The sequence below is a fragment of the Kaistella sp. genome (assembly GCF_032060305.1).
Taxonomy (GTDB): Bacteria; Bacteroidota; Bacteroidia; order Flavobacteriales; family Weeksellaceae; genus Kaistella; species Kaistella yananensis.
Genome location: NZ_DAMBHK010000027.1, coordinates 15,371 through 29,624, shown reverse-complemented (window position 1 = coordinate 29,624; position 14,254 = coordinate 15,371). Strand labels below are relative to the sequence as shown.

Here is a 14,254-nt window from a genome sequence, read left to right as displayed (position 1 = left end):
TAGTTAAAGCAATTATGAGTAATTGATACTTAGAATGCTATAATATAATTACTTATTAATTTTTACTTCACGCAAATTCTATTTCAGCTGGTCACTAAATAACCTCCAGGAATTTCATTGTATCTACGTGATCTGCATAAGTATCCAGACCTGGATTCTGTGCTTCGCCCAAACCAATACTTTCGAATCCCAATTCCGGTTTTGCCACCACAGCCTGAATATTTTCTTCGTTGGCTTCAATAAAATCACGAACATCGTCAAGAGTTGAATATCGGGAGAAATTAATAATCGAAAGCGGCGAAAATAGTGCTTCATCCTCTTTCAGCATTACAAAATTATTGTCCCAGAAGTTCTCCTGGTTCAACAGATAAACCGCCCGGTTATATTCGTAATTATTGGCGTATTTATTATGATTAATGATTTCTTTAAAATTCAGGAAATTTTCAAAAATCCTGTCGATCAGGAAATCATCTGGAATAAAAAGTCTCGTAACATTCCTGCATCCCAAGCCATAATAACGGAAAATATCTTCTGCCAGAAGCTGTAATTCCTCATCAGTTTCATCACCTTTCAGCACTGCTACCGACGTTCTGTTCTTTCTGATGATACTCAAGCTGTCTTTAAAATAATACTCCAGATATCGAGCGGTATTGTTGCTTCCTGTGGCAATTACAGCATCGAAACTCTCGAGTCTTTCCACCATTTCATACGGCACATTTCCGTTTGAAAATTCATTCCATTTATCCATTAAAAACGGCAGCATCCGCTTATCCTTAGATGAGAGTTTAATAATCGGAATGTGATTGCTTAAAACCACCGAAATCACATCATGAAAACCCACCATGGGAATGTTTCCGGCCAGGATTAAGCCAACTCTTTTTGGAACGAGTGAAGCTTTATAATGCGAAAGCCATTCGTTCAGGTTTCCCTCATTTAATAAATCTGCCCATTGGTTCAAAGCAAACTTTTGATTTTCAATTGTAAACCATGGATTTTCGATTTCGGATTTTCTTAACAAAGCAGCAAATTTTTCATCATCGCCGTTATAATCGTCTTCTTTTTTTACTGTGAAATTCTTGATATACAGGCCTAATTCACAAAGTCCTGAAATTTTACTCTCTCTGCTCATCCTATTTAAATTCTGGATTTTTTAATAAATTGGGATATGATAATTTATGGATCACTTTCAAATTTTCACCTCTACATGTTTTATCAAACGTTAATCGCAATATTTCTCTGGCATACACTAAGCCTCTAAATATCTCCTGCAAAGATAGTATTTGTAAAACTTTATTTGATAAAATACCTTAGCTTAGTTTTTTCCTTATTTCAGGCCGAAGCAACCGTAATAAAATAACGGGCCGCATATTTCGCTTCAAATTAAATCTTAAGAACTAAAAAAGATGAACATGACTGAAATTATATTTTTTAGTATATTTTTAAACCTTTAGTACTAAATTTTATTGAAGAAATTTAAATTTTAAATAAATTTAGTACATTTGTTTCCTAAATTTAAACTTATGAAATATCAGTTGATTAAGGATATTATAGATCTGGTAGAAGAATTTGAAGCTGAAAACGACAATAATGAAGATGTTTCTATGCATGCTTTTAGGGATTGGTTAGCTGCCAGCAATACCGTGGCAAAGAACAAAGAATTGCCCGGCTGGATTGGAAAGGAAAAAGGACGCAGCCCGGAAAGTGTGATTAACACGCTGCTTGTTCACCTGAACCGTTACGCCAAAAGCTATTCTAAATCAGCCATTTTCGGTTCGAGTTTCTCTACCCAGGAGGATTTCATCTATCTCATCAATCTGAAAGCGTTTGGCGAAATGTCGAAAATGGATTTAATTAAAAAAAATGTACATGAAAAACCGGTTGGGATGCAGATCATCAACAGGTTAATCGAACAGAATTGGGTAACCCAAAAAGATTCGCTGAAAGACAAAAGACAGAAAGTGATTTCCATTACCCAAAGCGGCATCAGCGCCTTAGAAATGCAGATGGATAAAATCAGGATGGCTACAGATATTGTATCGGGAAACTTAACCTCCAACGAAAAGATGGAATTAATCAGGCTTTTGAAAAAACTTAATCATTTTCATTTACCGATTTACGAAAAAAATATAGACTCCAAAAACCTGCTCAATGAAGCCTACGAACACCTTCACAGCAGCAGGGAAATGAATAAAATCAGTTCAAACTGATGGCTTCAGGGTTTAGCAATCCGATGTACTAAATCACCGATAGAGAAAAAAAAATAACTGTAGGCTGAGTCTGCAGTTATTTTTTTTATTTCTGAAACATTGCTTTTCCTAATATTGAAGTAAGCACTGAACATTCCGGGAATTAATTAAACTTTTTCCAGCAGATGACCAAAGTAATTTCGTTTTTTACTGAGATAGCTTCTGTTCACTTCATTAGGTTGTATCTCCATGGGAAGCCTGTTACTCAGTTTAATGCCGCTTTTGTTCAGAGATTTAATTTTTTCAGGATTATTGGTAAGTAAATTTATTTCTTTTACGTTCATTAGTTTCAGTATTTCAATCGCTACATCAAAATTTCTTCCGTCAGCGGGCAATCCCAGCATCAGGTTAGCTTCAACGGTATCATAGCCTTTCTCCTGCAGCGAATACGCTTTAAGTTTATTGATAATCCCGATATTTCTGCCTTCCTGGCGGAGATAAATGATCATTCCGCCATGTTCTGAAACAAATTTCATGGATTCGGTTAACTGCTGCCCACATTCGCATTTCTTTGAATTAAAAACTTCTCCCGTAATACATTCTGAATGAAAACGTACGTTTACAGTACGATTAAAATCTGTATTTTCTGCTACCCATACCAAATGCGGACTCCAGTCTTCTTCATGCTCCGAAAAAGCATACACTGTAAAATTGCCAAAATCTGTAGGAATAGTAGATTGTGCCTGAATCTGTATCATAATATTCTTTTTTAAAAAATTATAGTACAAATATATACTTTTATATTAATAAATAGTTTATTTTTGTACTATATTTTTTAATAAATCAACAGAAATGAATAATCATACACCATTAACACGGGATTTTATCTTCACGCAGTACAGTGACTATCTTCTAAATCATGGTGACCGGCCGAAAAATGTATACCTGTTTGCCAAAGAAAACAATTTTGAGGAAAAAGATTTCTATCACTTTTTTTCAGGCTTTGAGCATGTAGAAAAAGAAATACTCAACCATTTTTTCCAGAAATCTGTAGCGTTGGTTACTGGGCAGGAAGAGCGGGTGTCTACAGCAAAAGAACAGTTGCTTAATCTCTATTTTGTTTTTTTTGAAAACCTTAGCATGAATCGCTCCATTGTATTAAAGATTTTAGGCGACAACAAACTACAGAGTCTAAAAATATTAGAAACCTTGCGCGGCAGCTTTATCGATTTCACCAACAGTTTAGATTTTAGAAACTGGGAAATGGCGGAAAAAGCGAGTGAAAAAATACGTCACCTCAATACAAAATCCAGACAGGCGGCGATGTGGCTGCACCTGATTTCTGTTTTAGAATTCTGGAAGATGGATCAGTCGCCGGATTTTGAAAAAACCGACATCTTCATTGAAAAAACCATTGACACAGGCTTTGAATTCCTCGATAACGAACCCTTAAGAAAAGCCATTGATCTGGGGAAATTTTTATGGAAAGAGAAATTTAAAATAAGGTAAAATGAAGACATTAGACAAAATACCTACAAGTAAGTTAGAAAGAACCGGCAGCCTCTTAAAAGCAGGAGCAAAAGTAGGGGTAAATTACCTGAAGTATTATGGCAACAAAATAACAAAGGAAGAAGGTGAAGCCCGTAAAATCCTGCATCACGACAATGCGGAAGATATTTATGATTCCCTGAAAGAGTTAAAAGGCTCTGCCTTGAAAGTTGCCCAGATGCTGAGCATGGAAAAAAATATACTCCCGCTGGAATATGTGGAAAAATTTTCTTTGTCCCAGTTTTCTGTACCACCACTCTCGGCCGCGCTGGTAAAGAAAACCTTCAGAAAATACTTCGGTAAAAATCCTGAGGAAATTTACGATTATTTTTCTCCCGAATCCATAAATGCAGCAAGTATTGGTCAGGTGCATCAGGCAAGCTTGGGCGATAAAGTCCTGGCGGTGAAAATTCAGTATCCCGGCATACGCGAAAGTATTTCCAGTGATTTGAAAATGGTAAAACCCATGGCCATTAAAATGTTCAACATCAAAAAAGAGGGATCCGAAACTTACTTTAAGGAAGTAGAAGACAAACTTTACGAAGAAACAGATTATAACCTGGAATTAAACAGCAGCCTGGCGTTTGCCGATGAGTGCAGTCATCTTCCGAACATCAGCTTCCCGAATTATTATCCGGAATTATCCTGCGAAAAAATCATTACAATGGATTGGATGCAGGGCATTCATTTTTCTGATTTTACCAAAAAACATCACCATGATCAGGAGCTTAATTTGGTAGGTCAAACACTTTGGGATTTTTACATGTACCAGATGCACGTGCTGAAAAAAGTACATGCAGACCCACATCCCGGCAATTTTCTGGTTTCAGAAGACAATAAACTTCTGGTCATCGATTTTGGCTGCATCAAAGAAGTTCCGTTAGATTTTTACATCCCATACTTTGAGTTGGCAAAAAAAGAAAATTTAGACAACCCGGAGATTTTCCTGGAAAAACTACACCAATTAGAAATCTTACGCGAAGAAGATTCAGCCCAGGAAAAAGATTTTTTCTCTAAACTATTCTACGAATTGCTGGAACTGTTTACGAGACCTTTTAATGAGGAGTATTTTGATTTTTCAGATGAAAATTTCTTCAGGGAAATAGCTGAATTAGGGCAGCGTTATGCAAAACCGAATGACATCAAAGGAATGAATACTAACCGTGGCTCTAAGCATTTTATTTATATCAACCGAACTTTTTTCGGTCTTTACAATATGATGCATGATCTTGGGTCTAAACATATCGAAATCAATAACTACAAAAAGTTTATTAAAGATTAGCAATTCCATCCGAATTACCATCAAAAATATTTGAAACTCGCGGGAAGCCCTTTAACTGGCGGAAAAAGTGGAAACTGGAATTGTCTGCAAGCAGATTTACAGCAAAAAGCTTCTGTCTCTAAAAAGCGACACCGTTTCATTATAAAAATTTTGGCCAATGAAAAATTTAAGCATCGAACAGATCGACCGCATCATCGAGATGGCCTGGGAAGACCGGACTCCTTTTGAAGCCATAAAATATCAGTTTTCCCTCAGCGAATCCGAAGTGATACAGTTAATGCGTTTACAGTTAAAGCAGTCAAGCTTCAAACTTTGGAGAAAACGCGTAAACTCCGGAATCAGCAAAAAACATCTGCTGAAGAGATCTGCTGTAATAAACCGTTTCAAATGCCGCAGGCAGCGCACCATAAGCCTGAACAAAATTTCAAAAAGAAGTAAAAATCTTAAATAATTAAAAGATGAAAAATATTGTAATCGTTGGTTGTGGAAAAGGAATAGGATTAGCCGCAGCAAAAATCCTGACAGAACAGCACCGCATTATTGGCATATCAAAAACAGAAAACGCTGAAATAAACCAGTTAAATATCGAATTCTATCCGTTGGATACCCTTTCTGGAAATCTGGATGATATTAATTTCCCTGAAACCATCGACGGCTTAATCTATGCTCCGGGAAGCATCAACCTAAAACCTATTAACCGGCTTACAGAAGATGATTTTAGGCGTGATTTTGAGATCAATGTGATCGGAGCGGTAAAAATTATCAAGAAAATATTGCCTAACCTTAAAAAAGCCGATCATTCTTCTGTTGTTCTGTTCAGTACTGTCGCTGCAAAACTTGGGATGCCTTTTCATGCTTCGGTGGCGGCAAGCAAAAGTGCTGTGGAAGGATTAACCAAAACGCTTGCTGCAGAATTATCGGCACAAAAAATCAGGGTAAATGCTATAGCTCCCTCTTTAACAGATACCTCACTTGCGGCCCAGCTTCTGTCAACCCCAGAAAAACGGGAGGCCGCAGCCAAAAGACATCCATTACAGGAAATCGGAAACCCACACGAGATTGCCGAAATGGCAGCTTTTTTAATCTCAGACAATGCCCGCTGGATTACCGGGCAAATCATAGGAGTCGATGGCGGAATGGGTTCCGTAAAAATATAATATTCAGCTTTAAGCAGCCTGAAATTAGAAATATTTCAGCATCTTCTGAAAGAAAACGAAAATGAACATCCATCTCAACAGTTTAGATATCCAACAGATTGAACATCGCAAAAGAACTGCATTAATCAATTCCCTGAGTGGCTTCAAAAGTCTTAATTTAATAGGAACAGCAAGCCGGGAGCACGAAACCAATCTTGCCGTTTTTAACTCAGTTATACACTTGGGTGCCGATCCCGCCCTCATGGGTTTTATTTCCCGACCGCATTCTGTGGAGCGGCACACTATTGAAAATATACAACAGACAAAATTTTTCACAATTAACCATATAACAGCAGATATTTTCGAAAAAGCCCATCAAACCTCGGCAAGATATCCAAGAGAACAATCAGAATTCGAAGCCGTGGGACTTACTGCGGTGTACAAAAATAATTTTGCAGCACCTTTCGTCGAAGAATCGAAAATCCAGATCGGTTTAGAATTGAAAGAAACGGTGGCAGTGAAAAGCAATGATACCCTTTTGATTATCGGAGAAATAATAGATCTGTATTTTCCCGAAAACATCTGGCTGGAAGAGGGCGTTCTTGATATCGAAAAGGCAGAAACACTTACCGGTTCAGCGCTTAACGGATATCACACCACGAAACTGATCAAACGCATGAAGTATGCAAAACCTTAAAAAACACATTAGGACAGAAAATAAACCGAATTTCGTCTTCATCCAAACAATTTTTCCGTAATTATTTCGACGCTTATTTTATACATTTTAAAATTGCAGCCGCCGTCTGAAAAGATGTCTTCCGTTACGCAGCAATACAGAAACTGACGCGTATTTCCCAACGTAAGCCATCGAAAATTAGTACTGTGAGGCGAATTATTTGTATATTTGCGGAAATTTAAAATTAAAGTAGCAATGGCTATCAGAATAACAGACGAATGTATTAATTGTGGTGCTTGTGAGCCGGAATGCCCCAATAACGCCATTTATGAAGGTGCAGTAGACTGGAAGGCTTCAGAAGGCACCGCACTGAAAGGAATGGTTGTTTTGAAATCCGGTTTAACGGTAGATGCAGATGCACCGCAGGAACCCGTAAGCGATGATGTATATTTTATTGTAACCGATAAATGTACAGAGTGCATCGGCTTCCACGAAGAGCCGCAGTGTGCGGCAGTTTGTCCGGTAGACTGCTGTATCCCGGATGAAGACCATGTAGAATCGGAGGAAAGCTTGCTCGAGAAAAAAGCTTTCTTACACGGAGAATAATATAATCCGCTCACTTTTTGTGGGCGTTTTTTTTTCTTAAATCTCTTAACTTTACGGAATTAAAAAAGAAATACGCAACTTTCGGATTTTCAAATACTAAAAACATGAGTAAAAAACACAATTTCAGCGCAGGTCCCTGCATATTACCGCAGGAAGTTTTTCAGAAATCAGCAGAAGCCATCCTCGATTTCAACGGCATAGGACTCTCGATCCTCGAAATCTCACACCGGAGCAAAGATTTTGTTGCGGTGATGGATGAAGCCAGAGCAATCGTAAAAAGACTCATGAACCTTGGCGATGATTACGAAGTACTTTACCTTGGTGGGGGCGCAAGTTTACAGTTTTTAATGGTTCCATATAATCTCATGAAAGCCGAAAACGGCAAAGCGGCGTATCTGGATACCGGAACCTGGGCTGCAGGCGCGATTAAAGAAGCAAAAAATTTCGGAACCGTAGATATCGTAGGTTCTTCAAGGGAGCAAAAATATTCGTTCATTCCGAAAGATTATACCGTAGGCAGCGAATACGATTATTTCCACTGTACCTCCAACAATACCATTTATGGAACGCAGATGAAATCGTTCCCTAAGGTTGATACGCTTATGGTTTGTGATATGAGTTCAGATATTTTTTCCCGTGTGATCGACTATTCACAGTTTGACCTGATTTACGCCGGAGCACAGAAAAATATGGGACCTGCGGGCGTAACGCTTGTGGTAGTTAAAAAAAGTATCTTGGGTCATACCGGAAGAACAATTCCGTCGATCCTGAATTACCAGAGTCATATCGACAAAGAATCCATGTACAATACGCCTCCGGTATTCCCGGTTTACGCCACCCTGCTCACCTTACAGCATCTGGAAAAAAATGGCGGTATTGCCGCTGCTGAAGCCAGAAACGAAGCCAAAGCAAAACTCCTTTACGAAGAAATCGACAGCAATCCTTTATTTGAAACCTTCTGCCAGAAAGAAGACCGTTCCCTAATGAACGTATCGTTCCAGCTCTTAGACGAATCTAAAAAAGATGAGTTCGATGCTGCCTGGAAAGCTGCTGGAATCAGCGGATTGAATGGGCACAGGAGTTTAGGCGGTTACAGAGCCAGTCTTTACAATGCACTGCCGATCGAAAGCGTTCAGGTTTTGGTTGATGTGATGAAAAGTTCAAAATAATTACACAAACACACTTTGTATTTTACTTAGTTAATTTGATACAACATTTATGAAAGTTTTAGCCAACGACGGTATTTCAGAATCAGGTAAAAATGCTTTAGCAGAAGCCGGAATCGAATTGGTAGAAACCCGGGTTTCCCAGGAACATCTCATCAGTTTCATTAACGAAAATCACATTGATGTCCTATTGGTTCGAAGCGCTACAAAAGTGCGCGAAGATTTAATTGATGCCTGCCCCGGCCTGAAAATTGTAGGACGTGGCGGCGTGGGAATGGATAATATCGACGCCGAATATGCCATTGACAAAGGCCTTTATATCATCAATACTCCAAAAGCTTCATCCCGCTCAGTCGCAGAAATGGTTTTTGCACACTTTTTTTCGCTGGCAAGATTCCTTCACGAATCCAACCGTCTGATGCCGCTGGAAGGCGAAACGCACTTTAAAGCGCTGAAGAAATCATTCTCGTCCGCGGTGGAACTTGAAGGAAAGACATTAGGAGTGATCGGTTTTGGCGGAATTGGCCAGGAAGTGGTAAAAATGGGAATTTCGTTGGGGATGAAAGCGAAAGTCCTTACCAGAAAACCGCGTACGGAAACCCTGTTCCTGGATTTCTTCGACGGGCAGACCGTAAATTTCGAAATCACTTCTACCACCAACCAGGAAGATTTTTTTAAAGAGGTAGATTTCCTGAGCATCAACACCCCAAAATCCGACGGATATATTATTGATACACCACAGTTTGAAATGATGAAAGACGGAGTTTTCATAGTAAACACAGCACGTGGCGGAGTTTTAAATGAAGTTACCCTACTCCAGTTCATCGATTCCGGAAAAATTGCCGGTGCCGCACTGGATGTTTTTGAGAATGAGCCAACCCCGGAACTCCCACTTCTTATGAATCCCAATCTTTCGTTATCGCCGCATTTAGGCGGAAATACCGTGGATGCACAGGAAAAAATCGGAGCAGAACTTGCCGCTCAAATTATTGACATTAAAAATAAACTATAGAGATACGATGCCTATTTTTAAACCATTCCGGGGAATAAGACCGAGTGAAGATTACGTTGATATTTTCCCAACCCATCCTTTAGACAATTTTTCGCAGGAAGAAATCACTAAAAAAGCACAGCAGGATTCATCTTATATTCAGATGATTAAACCTTATGTGGTGAGTAAATCTAAGGATATCGACAGAAATCTAAGGAAAATACGCACCAATTTCGAAGAACTTCTCGATGATAAAAAACTCGTTCAGGATAGCTCATCGTATTATCTTTATGAACAGTTTCTGCCCAATAAATCTGTTTTCCGCGGACTGCTGGGATTGGTGAGTGTTGATGATTTCCGGAACGGAAGGATTAAAAAGCACGAATCTACCCTCACACACAAAAAAGAAAAACTTGCCTATTATCTGGAAAAAGTAAACATTCAGGCTGAACCTGTTTTGCTTACCTATATGGCAAATCCTAAGGTAGAGCTGCTGATGAATCATGAGGAAAAAAATGTTCCGGTGCTCAATTATGTGGATGATAATGGAGTGCGACATAAAGTTTGGCGTATCGATAACCGCCTGAAAATGCTTCAGTTTAAAGAAGTGCTGGAGAAGATTGATTCTTTTTATATAGCAGACGGACACCACAGGATCGGCTCTGCCGCGCTGAATGCGGCCAACATGAAGAAGAAAAACAAAAAACATACAGGTACCGAACATTACAATTACGTTTTCAGTTTTATCGTTTCGAACCAGTCGATTAAAATCCATGATTATAACAGGATTTTAAATGATTTAAACGGACTGTCGGAAACAGAATTTCTTTCAAAAATTGAAGAAAACTTTCTGATTCATGAAAAAGGAGATACACCTTACTATCCTTCACAAAAATTCCATATCTCGATGTATTTGGGGGGCAAATTCTATTCGCTTCACGTAAAACACGATCTGCGGAAAAAGCAGAGCGAATTGAATGACCTGGATCATTTTCTTCTCGAAGAGTTTATCTTCAAGGATATTCTTGGTATTGAAGATCCGAAAACCACAGATAAAATCACCTATATAAAAGGAAATTCCGGGCTTGAAGGGATTAATAAGATCAAGGAAAAAGTAGATTCCGGAGAGTTTAAAGTCGGTTTCGGAATTTATCCGGTAAGTTTTAATGATCTTCTGAAAGTATCGGATAAAAACATTAAGATGCCGCCAAAATGCACCTATATCGAGCCCAAACTGGTTACAGCACTGGTAATGTACGATATGAAACAATAAGTACTTTATAATTAAAAATGTGTAAATTTGAAGAACTACAGTCAGGTGATAAACATTTTTTTCAATTAACTCCGCTCTGTTCAGGGCGGATTTTATTTAAAAACCGTGTTCGGTAAACATGAGAAAACCCGCATTCCACATCAGTGTTTTAAATTCCCTTAAAGGAATCCTCCAAATGCTAAGGTCTGAAAGGAATTTTCAGCTCGAAGTTCTGGCACTGCTGATCAACATTTTTCTAATCGTTTATCTGAAACTTTCACCGGAACACGCTGCTATTATCTTTTTGGTTTGTTTTGCAATTTTAAGTGTAGAAATGCTGAATACCGCGATCGAAAAAATCTGCGATTTTGTACACCCCGAATTTAGTGAGCAGATTGGTTTGATTAAAGATATTGCGGCGGGAGCAGTCTTACTTCTAGCGTTTGTTTCGGTAATTATCGGGCTCTTAATTTATCCCCAGTACATTTTTGTTTAGTTCGTAACTTTCAGCTGCAGTTTTGTATCCAATGGCGAAAATCTCGTTCATTCTGGTTATTTTAGTTTCAAACATATTATACTTCTGAAGGTCTGCCGGATTAATCAGCCAGTCGCAATAAGTAATCTTGCCAAGCTCGGCCTGCGTCGTCATAATATCGTAGGCCCTGGCAGTAATATTAAAAAGATTTTTCAGACTGCTTTCTTCAATGGATTTCTGCTGGGAGAAATACACGCCAATATTTTTTCTGCTTACATATTTCAGCACATCTACCGGGAAATTATTTAAAATTCCGCCGTCGCTGTAAAGATGATTCCCAATTCTATACGGCGTTGCCACCATGGGAACGGCACAGGAAGCAATCACCGCATCCACCACTTTTACATTACCTCCGAAAACTTCAAGTTTTCCGGTGATGATATTGGTCGCAGTCACAAAAACCTTTTTATCAAGATCTTCGAGTTTGCGGTCTTCGAAGATGGGTTTCAGGTATTTCGCAAAAACATCAGACTGAATAAAGCCTCCCGGTTTACGGAACGCGAAATGATTCCATTTGAAAAAGTAAACTGATTTAAAAAAGGCTATAATCTCCTCCGGCGTTTTTCCCGCAGCATACATGGTTGCCACAATGGCTCCGGCACTGGTACCGGCAAGAACATCCGGCACGATATTCTTTTCACCAAGAAATTTAATGACTCCGGCATGGGCGATCCCTTTGGAACCGCCACCACAAAGGGCTAAACCTAAATTATACATCTAACAAATTTTGACAGTCAAAAATAGAAAAACATTTACGAAATTCTCCCTACAAATTAAAATAAAAAGCCATTCGCGGGAATGGCTTTCTTACACTTGGTTTATTTTAAAAGATATTCTTCCATAAAACGGATCACCGCGAGTCTCTGGAAATCGACATTTTCTTTCTTGCGGAAACCGTGACCTTCATTTTTTGCTTCGAGATACCATACCGTGTTTCCCTGGGCTTTCAGTTTGTCGCGCATCTGTGTGGCTTCGGTTACAGGAACGCGGGGATCGTTGGTACCCTGAATAATAAACATGGGTTTTTTAATTTTGTCGGTATTATTTAGTGGTGCAATTTTCGTGAAAAAAGCACACATTTTAGGATCGCGTTCGTCGCCGTACTCTACTCTTCTCAGGTCGCGGCGGTATTCCTCGGTATTTTTAAGGAAAGTATTAAAGTCGGAAATTCCAACAATATCCACCGAACATCTGATTTTATCGGCATACTCATAGGCGGTAGCCAGTGTCATAAATCCGCCGTAACTGCCGCCCATGATCATGATACGGTCTTTGTCGAGTTCGGGCTGTTTCGCAATCCAGTCGAGCAAAGCGCCGATATCTTTCACCGAATTCATTCTGTTGAATCCGTTGTCGCTTGCAATATATGTTTTACCAAAACCTGACGAGCCGCGCACATTGGGATAAATCAGTGCAACGCCCATTTCGTTGGTATAATAGTTCCCGGAACCTAAAGATGAAGCCATCGACTGCCCTTCCGGACCGCCGTGAATGTTGATCAGAACAGGTCTTTTACCTGTAAATTTCTTTGAAACCGGATAATAAAAACCGGTAATTTTCATCCCGTCGAAACTCTTCCATTCAATAAGTTTTGGTGCAGACATGTCGGTTTTCTGCATTTCTCCCTGTTCGCTGTCGGTCCATCTTTCGATTTTATTGGAAGCGAGATCCAGTCTGTAGATATCTGCAGAAGAATCGTAGGTAGACTGCGAAAAAAACAGGGATTTGCCATCATTCGTAAATTGAAAATTATTCACAAGACCTACAGGAAGCCCTTTTACTTCTGAATATTTCTTGGAATTGGCATCCATTAGGTACATTTTATTGAGTCCGCTTTCATTGGTTTCGAAAGCAATTTTCGATTTATCTTTAGAAAGCGTATAACCGGAAACTTCCCACGGAATATCAGTCGTGAAGTAACTGATTTTTTTGGTTTTCAGATTTAAAGAAGCTAAACGGTTGAACTCATTACCGCGGTCGGTTACATACCAAATTTCGTCGGCATTTTTACTGAATCTGGCATTTCCCTGTACGATCTGTTTTTCATTTCTGTCGGTAATGGGCTCCAGTTTTTGGGTTTCTGTATTGAAAAGATAGAGATACGATTCGTTTGCGGAAACATACTCGCCGACGAGAAGTTTCTTACCGTCATCAGAAATATCATTGATGCGCCAGCCACCGCCTTTTAGTTGCAGTACAGGTTTTGTATCTTCCGGTTTCAGCGGATTCATAAAATAGATATCGCGGTCGCCACCATTTCTTTTGGTGGAAGTGAAATAAAATCCGCTGCCGTCTTTCTTCCAGACCATGCCGCCGTTCTGTGATCTTCCGCCATCGGTAAGCAGTGTAGATTCCATCGTTTTTAAATCTAATCTGAAAAGCTGCCCGAATTCATTTCCGCCAATGTCTTTGGAATAAACCAGATACTCACCTTTTACAGGTTCGTAATCAGCAGAATTCACCGGTTCGTCAAAAAAAGTAAGCTGTTTTCGGTTTCCCATAGGCTGGGAAATCTTGTGAAGCTGATTGGTTGATGCAAATCGGGTCACCATAATCAGTTCTTTTCCGTTGGGATGAATGGCGGTGAAATTGGCGCTCCGGCTTTCTGAATATTTCTTGATTTTCTCGCTGAGACCTTTCGGAATAGCGGGAATATTTTCTGCAATTAGGTTTTCATTTGGCACGATGGTTTGGGAAGTTGCCTGCGAAAACAGCACTGTTCCCGAAAAAAGAAAAACAGGTAAGATGTACTTATAATTCATGTGATTAATTTTTTGTTAAGATATGAATTTTTGCAAACAAAAAAACCACAGAAAATCTGTGGTTTTATACAAGTTGTGTTGTAATTTTTAGATATGAATCACTTCACCGTAAGC

16 protein-coding genes are annotated in these 14,254 nt (G+C 39.1%); 12 read left to right on the top strand and 4 right to left on the bottom strand.

Going from position 1 to position 14,254, the window contains the following annotated elements; all coding sequences use genetic code 11:
• Positions 1-94: 94 nt before the first annotated feature.
• Positions 95-1,129, bottom strand: coding sequence for an acyl-CoA reductase (locus tag V5N63_RS05695; RefSeq protein WP_332033179.1), 1,035 nt, complete (start codon positions 1,127-1,129; stop codon positions 95-97).
• A 391-nt stretch (positions 1,130-1,520) separates the two neighbouring features.
• On the opposite strand from V5N63_RS05695, the gene V5N63_RS05690 reads away from it, so the two are divergent.
• Positions 1,521-2,207 (top strand): MarR family winged helix-turn-helix transcriptional regulator, encoded by a 687-nt coding sequence (locus V5N63_RS05690; protein ID WP_332033178.1) that lies wholly within the window; start codon positions 1,521-1,523, stop codon positions 2,205-2,207.
• Between the two features lie 146 nt (positions 2,208-2,353).
• Here the strand turns inward: V5N63_RS05690 and ribA are convergent, their stop codons facing one another.
• The gene (gene ribA, locus V5N63_RS05685; protein WP_332033177.1) at positions 2,354-2,944 is read right to left on the bottom strand and encodes a GTP cyclohydrolase II; all 591 of its coding nucleotides are present in this window, start codon (positions 2,942-2,944) and stop codon (positions 2,354-2,356) included.
• Positions 2,945-3,038: 94 nt separating this feature from the next.
• Between ribA and V5N63_RS05680 the strand changes: the two genes are divergently transcribed.
• The 11 genes from V5N63_RS05680 to V5N63_RS05635 all read left to right on the top strand — a co-directional run bounded on the left by V5N63_RS05680 (position 3,039) and on the right by V5N63_RS05635 (position 11,339).
• Positions 3,039-3,695, top strand: a complete 657-nt coding sequence (locus V5N63_RS05680; protein WP_332033176.1) for a TetR/AcrR family transcriptional regulator — start codon at positions 3,039-3,041, stop codon at positions 3,693-3,695.
• A gap of 1 nt (position 3,696) precedes the next feature.
• The gene (locus V5N63_RS05675; protein WP_332033175.1) at positions 3,697-5,016 is read left to right on the top strand and encodes an ABC1 kinase family protein; all 1,320 of its coding nucleotides are present in this window, start codon (positions 3,697-3,699) and stop codon (positions 5,014-5,016) included.
• Between the two features lie 2 nt (positions 5,017-5,018).
• Positions 5,019-5,138, top strand: coding sequence for a DUF2256 domain-containing protein (locus tag V5N63_RS11915; protein ID WP_442905780.1), 120 nt, complete (start codon positions 5,019-5,021; stop codon positions 5,136-5,138).
• A gap of 35 nt (positions 5,139-5,173) precedes the next feature.
• On the top strand, positions 5,174-5,467 hold the full coding sequence (locus tag V5N63_RS05670) for a TIGR03643 family protein (protein WP_332033174.1): 294 nt from the start codon (positions 5,174-5,176) through the stop codon (positions 5,465-5,467).
• 7 nt (positions 5,468-5,474) lie between these two features.
• On the top strand, positions 5,475-6,173 hold the full coding sequence (locus tag V5N63_RS05665; RefSeq protein WP_332033173.1) for an SDR family NAD(P)-dependent oxidoreductase: 699 nt from the start codon (positions 5,475-5,477) through the stop codon (positions 6,171-6,173).
• Between the two features lie 61 nt (positions 6,174-6,234).
• Positions 6,235-6,849, top strand: coding sequence for a flavin reductase family protein (locus V5N63_RS05660; protein WP_332033172.1), 615 nt, complete (start codon positions 6,235-6,237; stop codon positions 6,847-6,849).
• A gap of 234 nt (positions 6,850-7,083) precedes the next feature.
• Positions 7,084-7,434, top strand: a complete 351-nt coding sequence (locus V5N63_RS05655) for a 4Fe-4S binding protein (protein ID WP_088469000.1) — start codon at positions 7,084-7,086, stop codon at positions 7,432-7,434.
• 104 nt (positions 7,435-7,538) lie between these two features.
• On the top strand, positions 7,539-8,603 hold the full coding sequence (gene serC / locus V5N63_RS05650; protein ID WP_332033171.1) for a 3-phosphoserine/phosphohydroxythreonine transaminase: 1,065 nt from the start codon (positions 7,539-7,541) through the stop codon (positions 8,601-8,603).
• Between the two features lie 49 nt (positions 8,604-8,652).
• Positions 8,653-9,612: a D-2-hydroxyacid dehydrogenase gene (locus V5N63_RS05645; protein ID WP_332033170.1), complete on the top strand. Its 960-nt coding sequence runs from the start codon at positions 8,653-8,655 to the stop codon at positions 9,610-9,612.
• A gap of 7 nt (positions 9,613-9,619) precedes the next feature.
• Complete coding sequence (locus V5N63_RS05640) at positions 9,620-10,864, top strand: DUF1015 domain-containing protein (protein ID WP_332023774.1); 1,245 nt, start codon at positions 9,620-9,622, stop codon at positions 10,862-10,864.
• A 118-nt stretch (positions 10,865-10,982) separates the two neighbouring features.
• Positions 10,983-11,339: a diacylglycerol kinase family protein gene (locus V5N63_RS05635; RefSeq protein ID WP_332033169.1), complete on the top strand. Its 357-nt coding sequence runs from the start codon at positions 10,983-10,985 to the stop codon at positions 11,337-11,339.
• On the opposite strand, the gene V5N63_RS05630 is transcribed toward V5N63_RS05635, so the two are convergent.
• Positions 11,310-12,095 carry a patatin-like phospholipase family protein gene (locus V5N63_RS05630; protein ID WP_265144630.1) on the bottom strand — a complete coding sequence of 262 codons (786 nt, stop codon included), beginning with the start codon at positions 12,093-12,095 and terminating at the stop codon, positions 11,310-11,312. The two genes, V5N63_RS05635 and V5N63_RS05630, sit on opposite strands and share 30 nt — an antisense overlap.
• A gap of 101 nt (positions 12,096-12,196) precedes the next feature.
• Positions 12,197-14,140 (bottom strand): S9 family peptidase, encoded by a 1,944-nt coding sequence (locus V5N63_RS05625; protein WP_332033168.1) that lies wholly within the window; start codon positions 14,138-14,140, stop codon positions 12,197-12,199.
• Positions 14,141-14,254: the final 114 nt, after the last annotated feature.

Coding starts and splice junctions, on each gene's coding strand:
- V5N63_RS05695 (WP_332033179.1), bottom strand. CDS start 1,129: ATGAGCAGAGAGAGTAAAATTTCAGGACTTTGTGAATTAGGCCTGTAT.
- V5N63_RS05690 (WP_332033178.1), top strand. CDS start 1,521: ATGAAATATCAGTTGATTAAGGATATTATAGATCTGGTAGAAGAATTT.
- ribA (WP_332033177.1), bottom strand. CDS start 2,944: ATGATACAGATTCAGGCACAATCTACTATTCCTACAGATTTTGGCAAT.
- V5N63_RS05680 (WP_332033176.1), top strand. CDS start 3,039: ATGAATAATCATACACCATTAACACGGGATTTTATCTTCACGCAGTAC.
- V5N63_RS05675 (WP_332033175.1), top strand. CDS start 3,697: ATGAAGACATTAGACAAAATACCTACAAGTAAGTTAGAAAGAACCGGC.
- V5N63_RS05670 (WP_332033174.1), top strand. CDS start 5,174: ATGAAAAATTTAAGCATCGAACAGATCGACCGCATCATCGAGATGGCC.
- V5N63_RS05665 (WP_332033173.1), top strand. CDS start 5,475: ATGAAAAATATTGTAATCGTTGGTTGTGGAAAAGGAATAGGATTAGCC.
- V5N63_RS05660 (WP_332033172.1), top strand. CDS start 6,235: ATGAACATCCATCTCAACAGTTTAGATATCCAACAGATTGAACATCGC.
- V5N63_RS05655 (WP_088469000.1), top strand. CDS start 7,084: ATGGCTATCAGAATAACAGACGAATGTATTAATTGTGGTGCTTGTGAG.
- serC (WP_332033171.1), top strand. CDS start 7,539: ATGAGTAAAAAACACAATTTCAGCGCAGGTCCCTGCATATTACCGCAG.
- V5N63_RS05645 (WP_332033170.1), top strand. CDS start 8,653: ATGAAAGTTTTAGCCAACGACGGTATTTCAGAATCAGGTAAAAATGCT.
- V5N63_RS05640 (WP_332023774.1), top strand. CDS start 9,620: ATGCCTATTTTTAAACCATTCCGGGGAATAAGACCGAGTGAAGATTAC.
- V5N63_RS05635 (WP_332033169.1), top strand. CDS start 10,983: ATGAGAAAACCCGCATTCCACATCAGTGTTTTAAATTCCCTTAAAGGA.
- V5N63_RS05630 (WP_265144630.1), bottom strand. CDS start 12,095: ATGTATAATTTAGGTTTAGCCCTTTGTGGTGGCGGTTCCAAAGGGATC.
- V5N63_RS05625 (WP_332033168.1), bottom strand. CDS start 14,140: ATGAATTATAAGTACATCTTACCTGTTTTTCTTTTTTCGGGAACAGTG.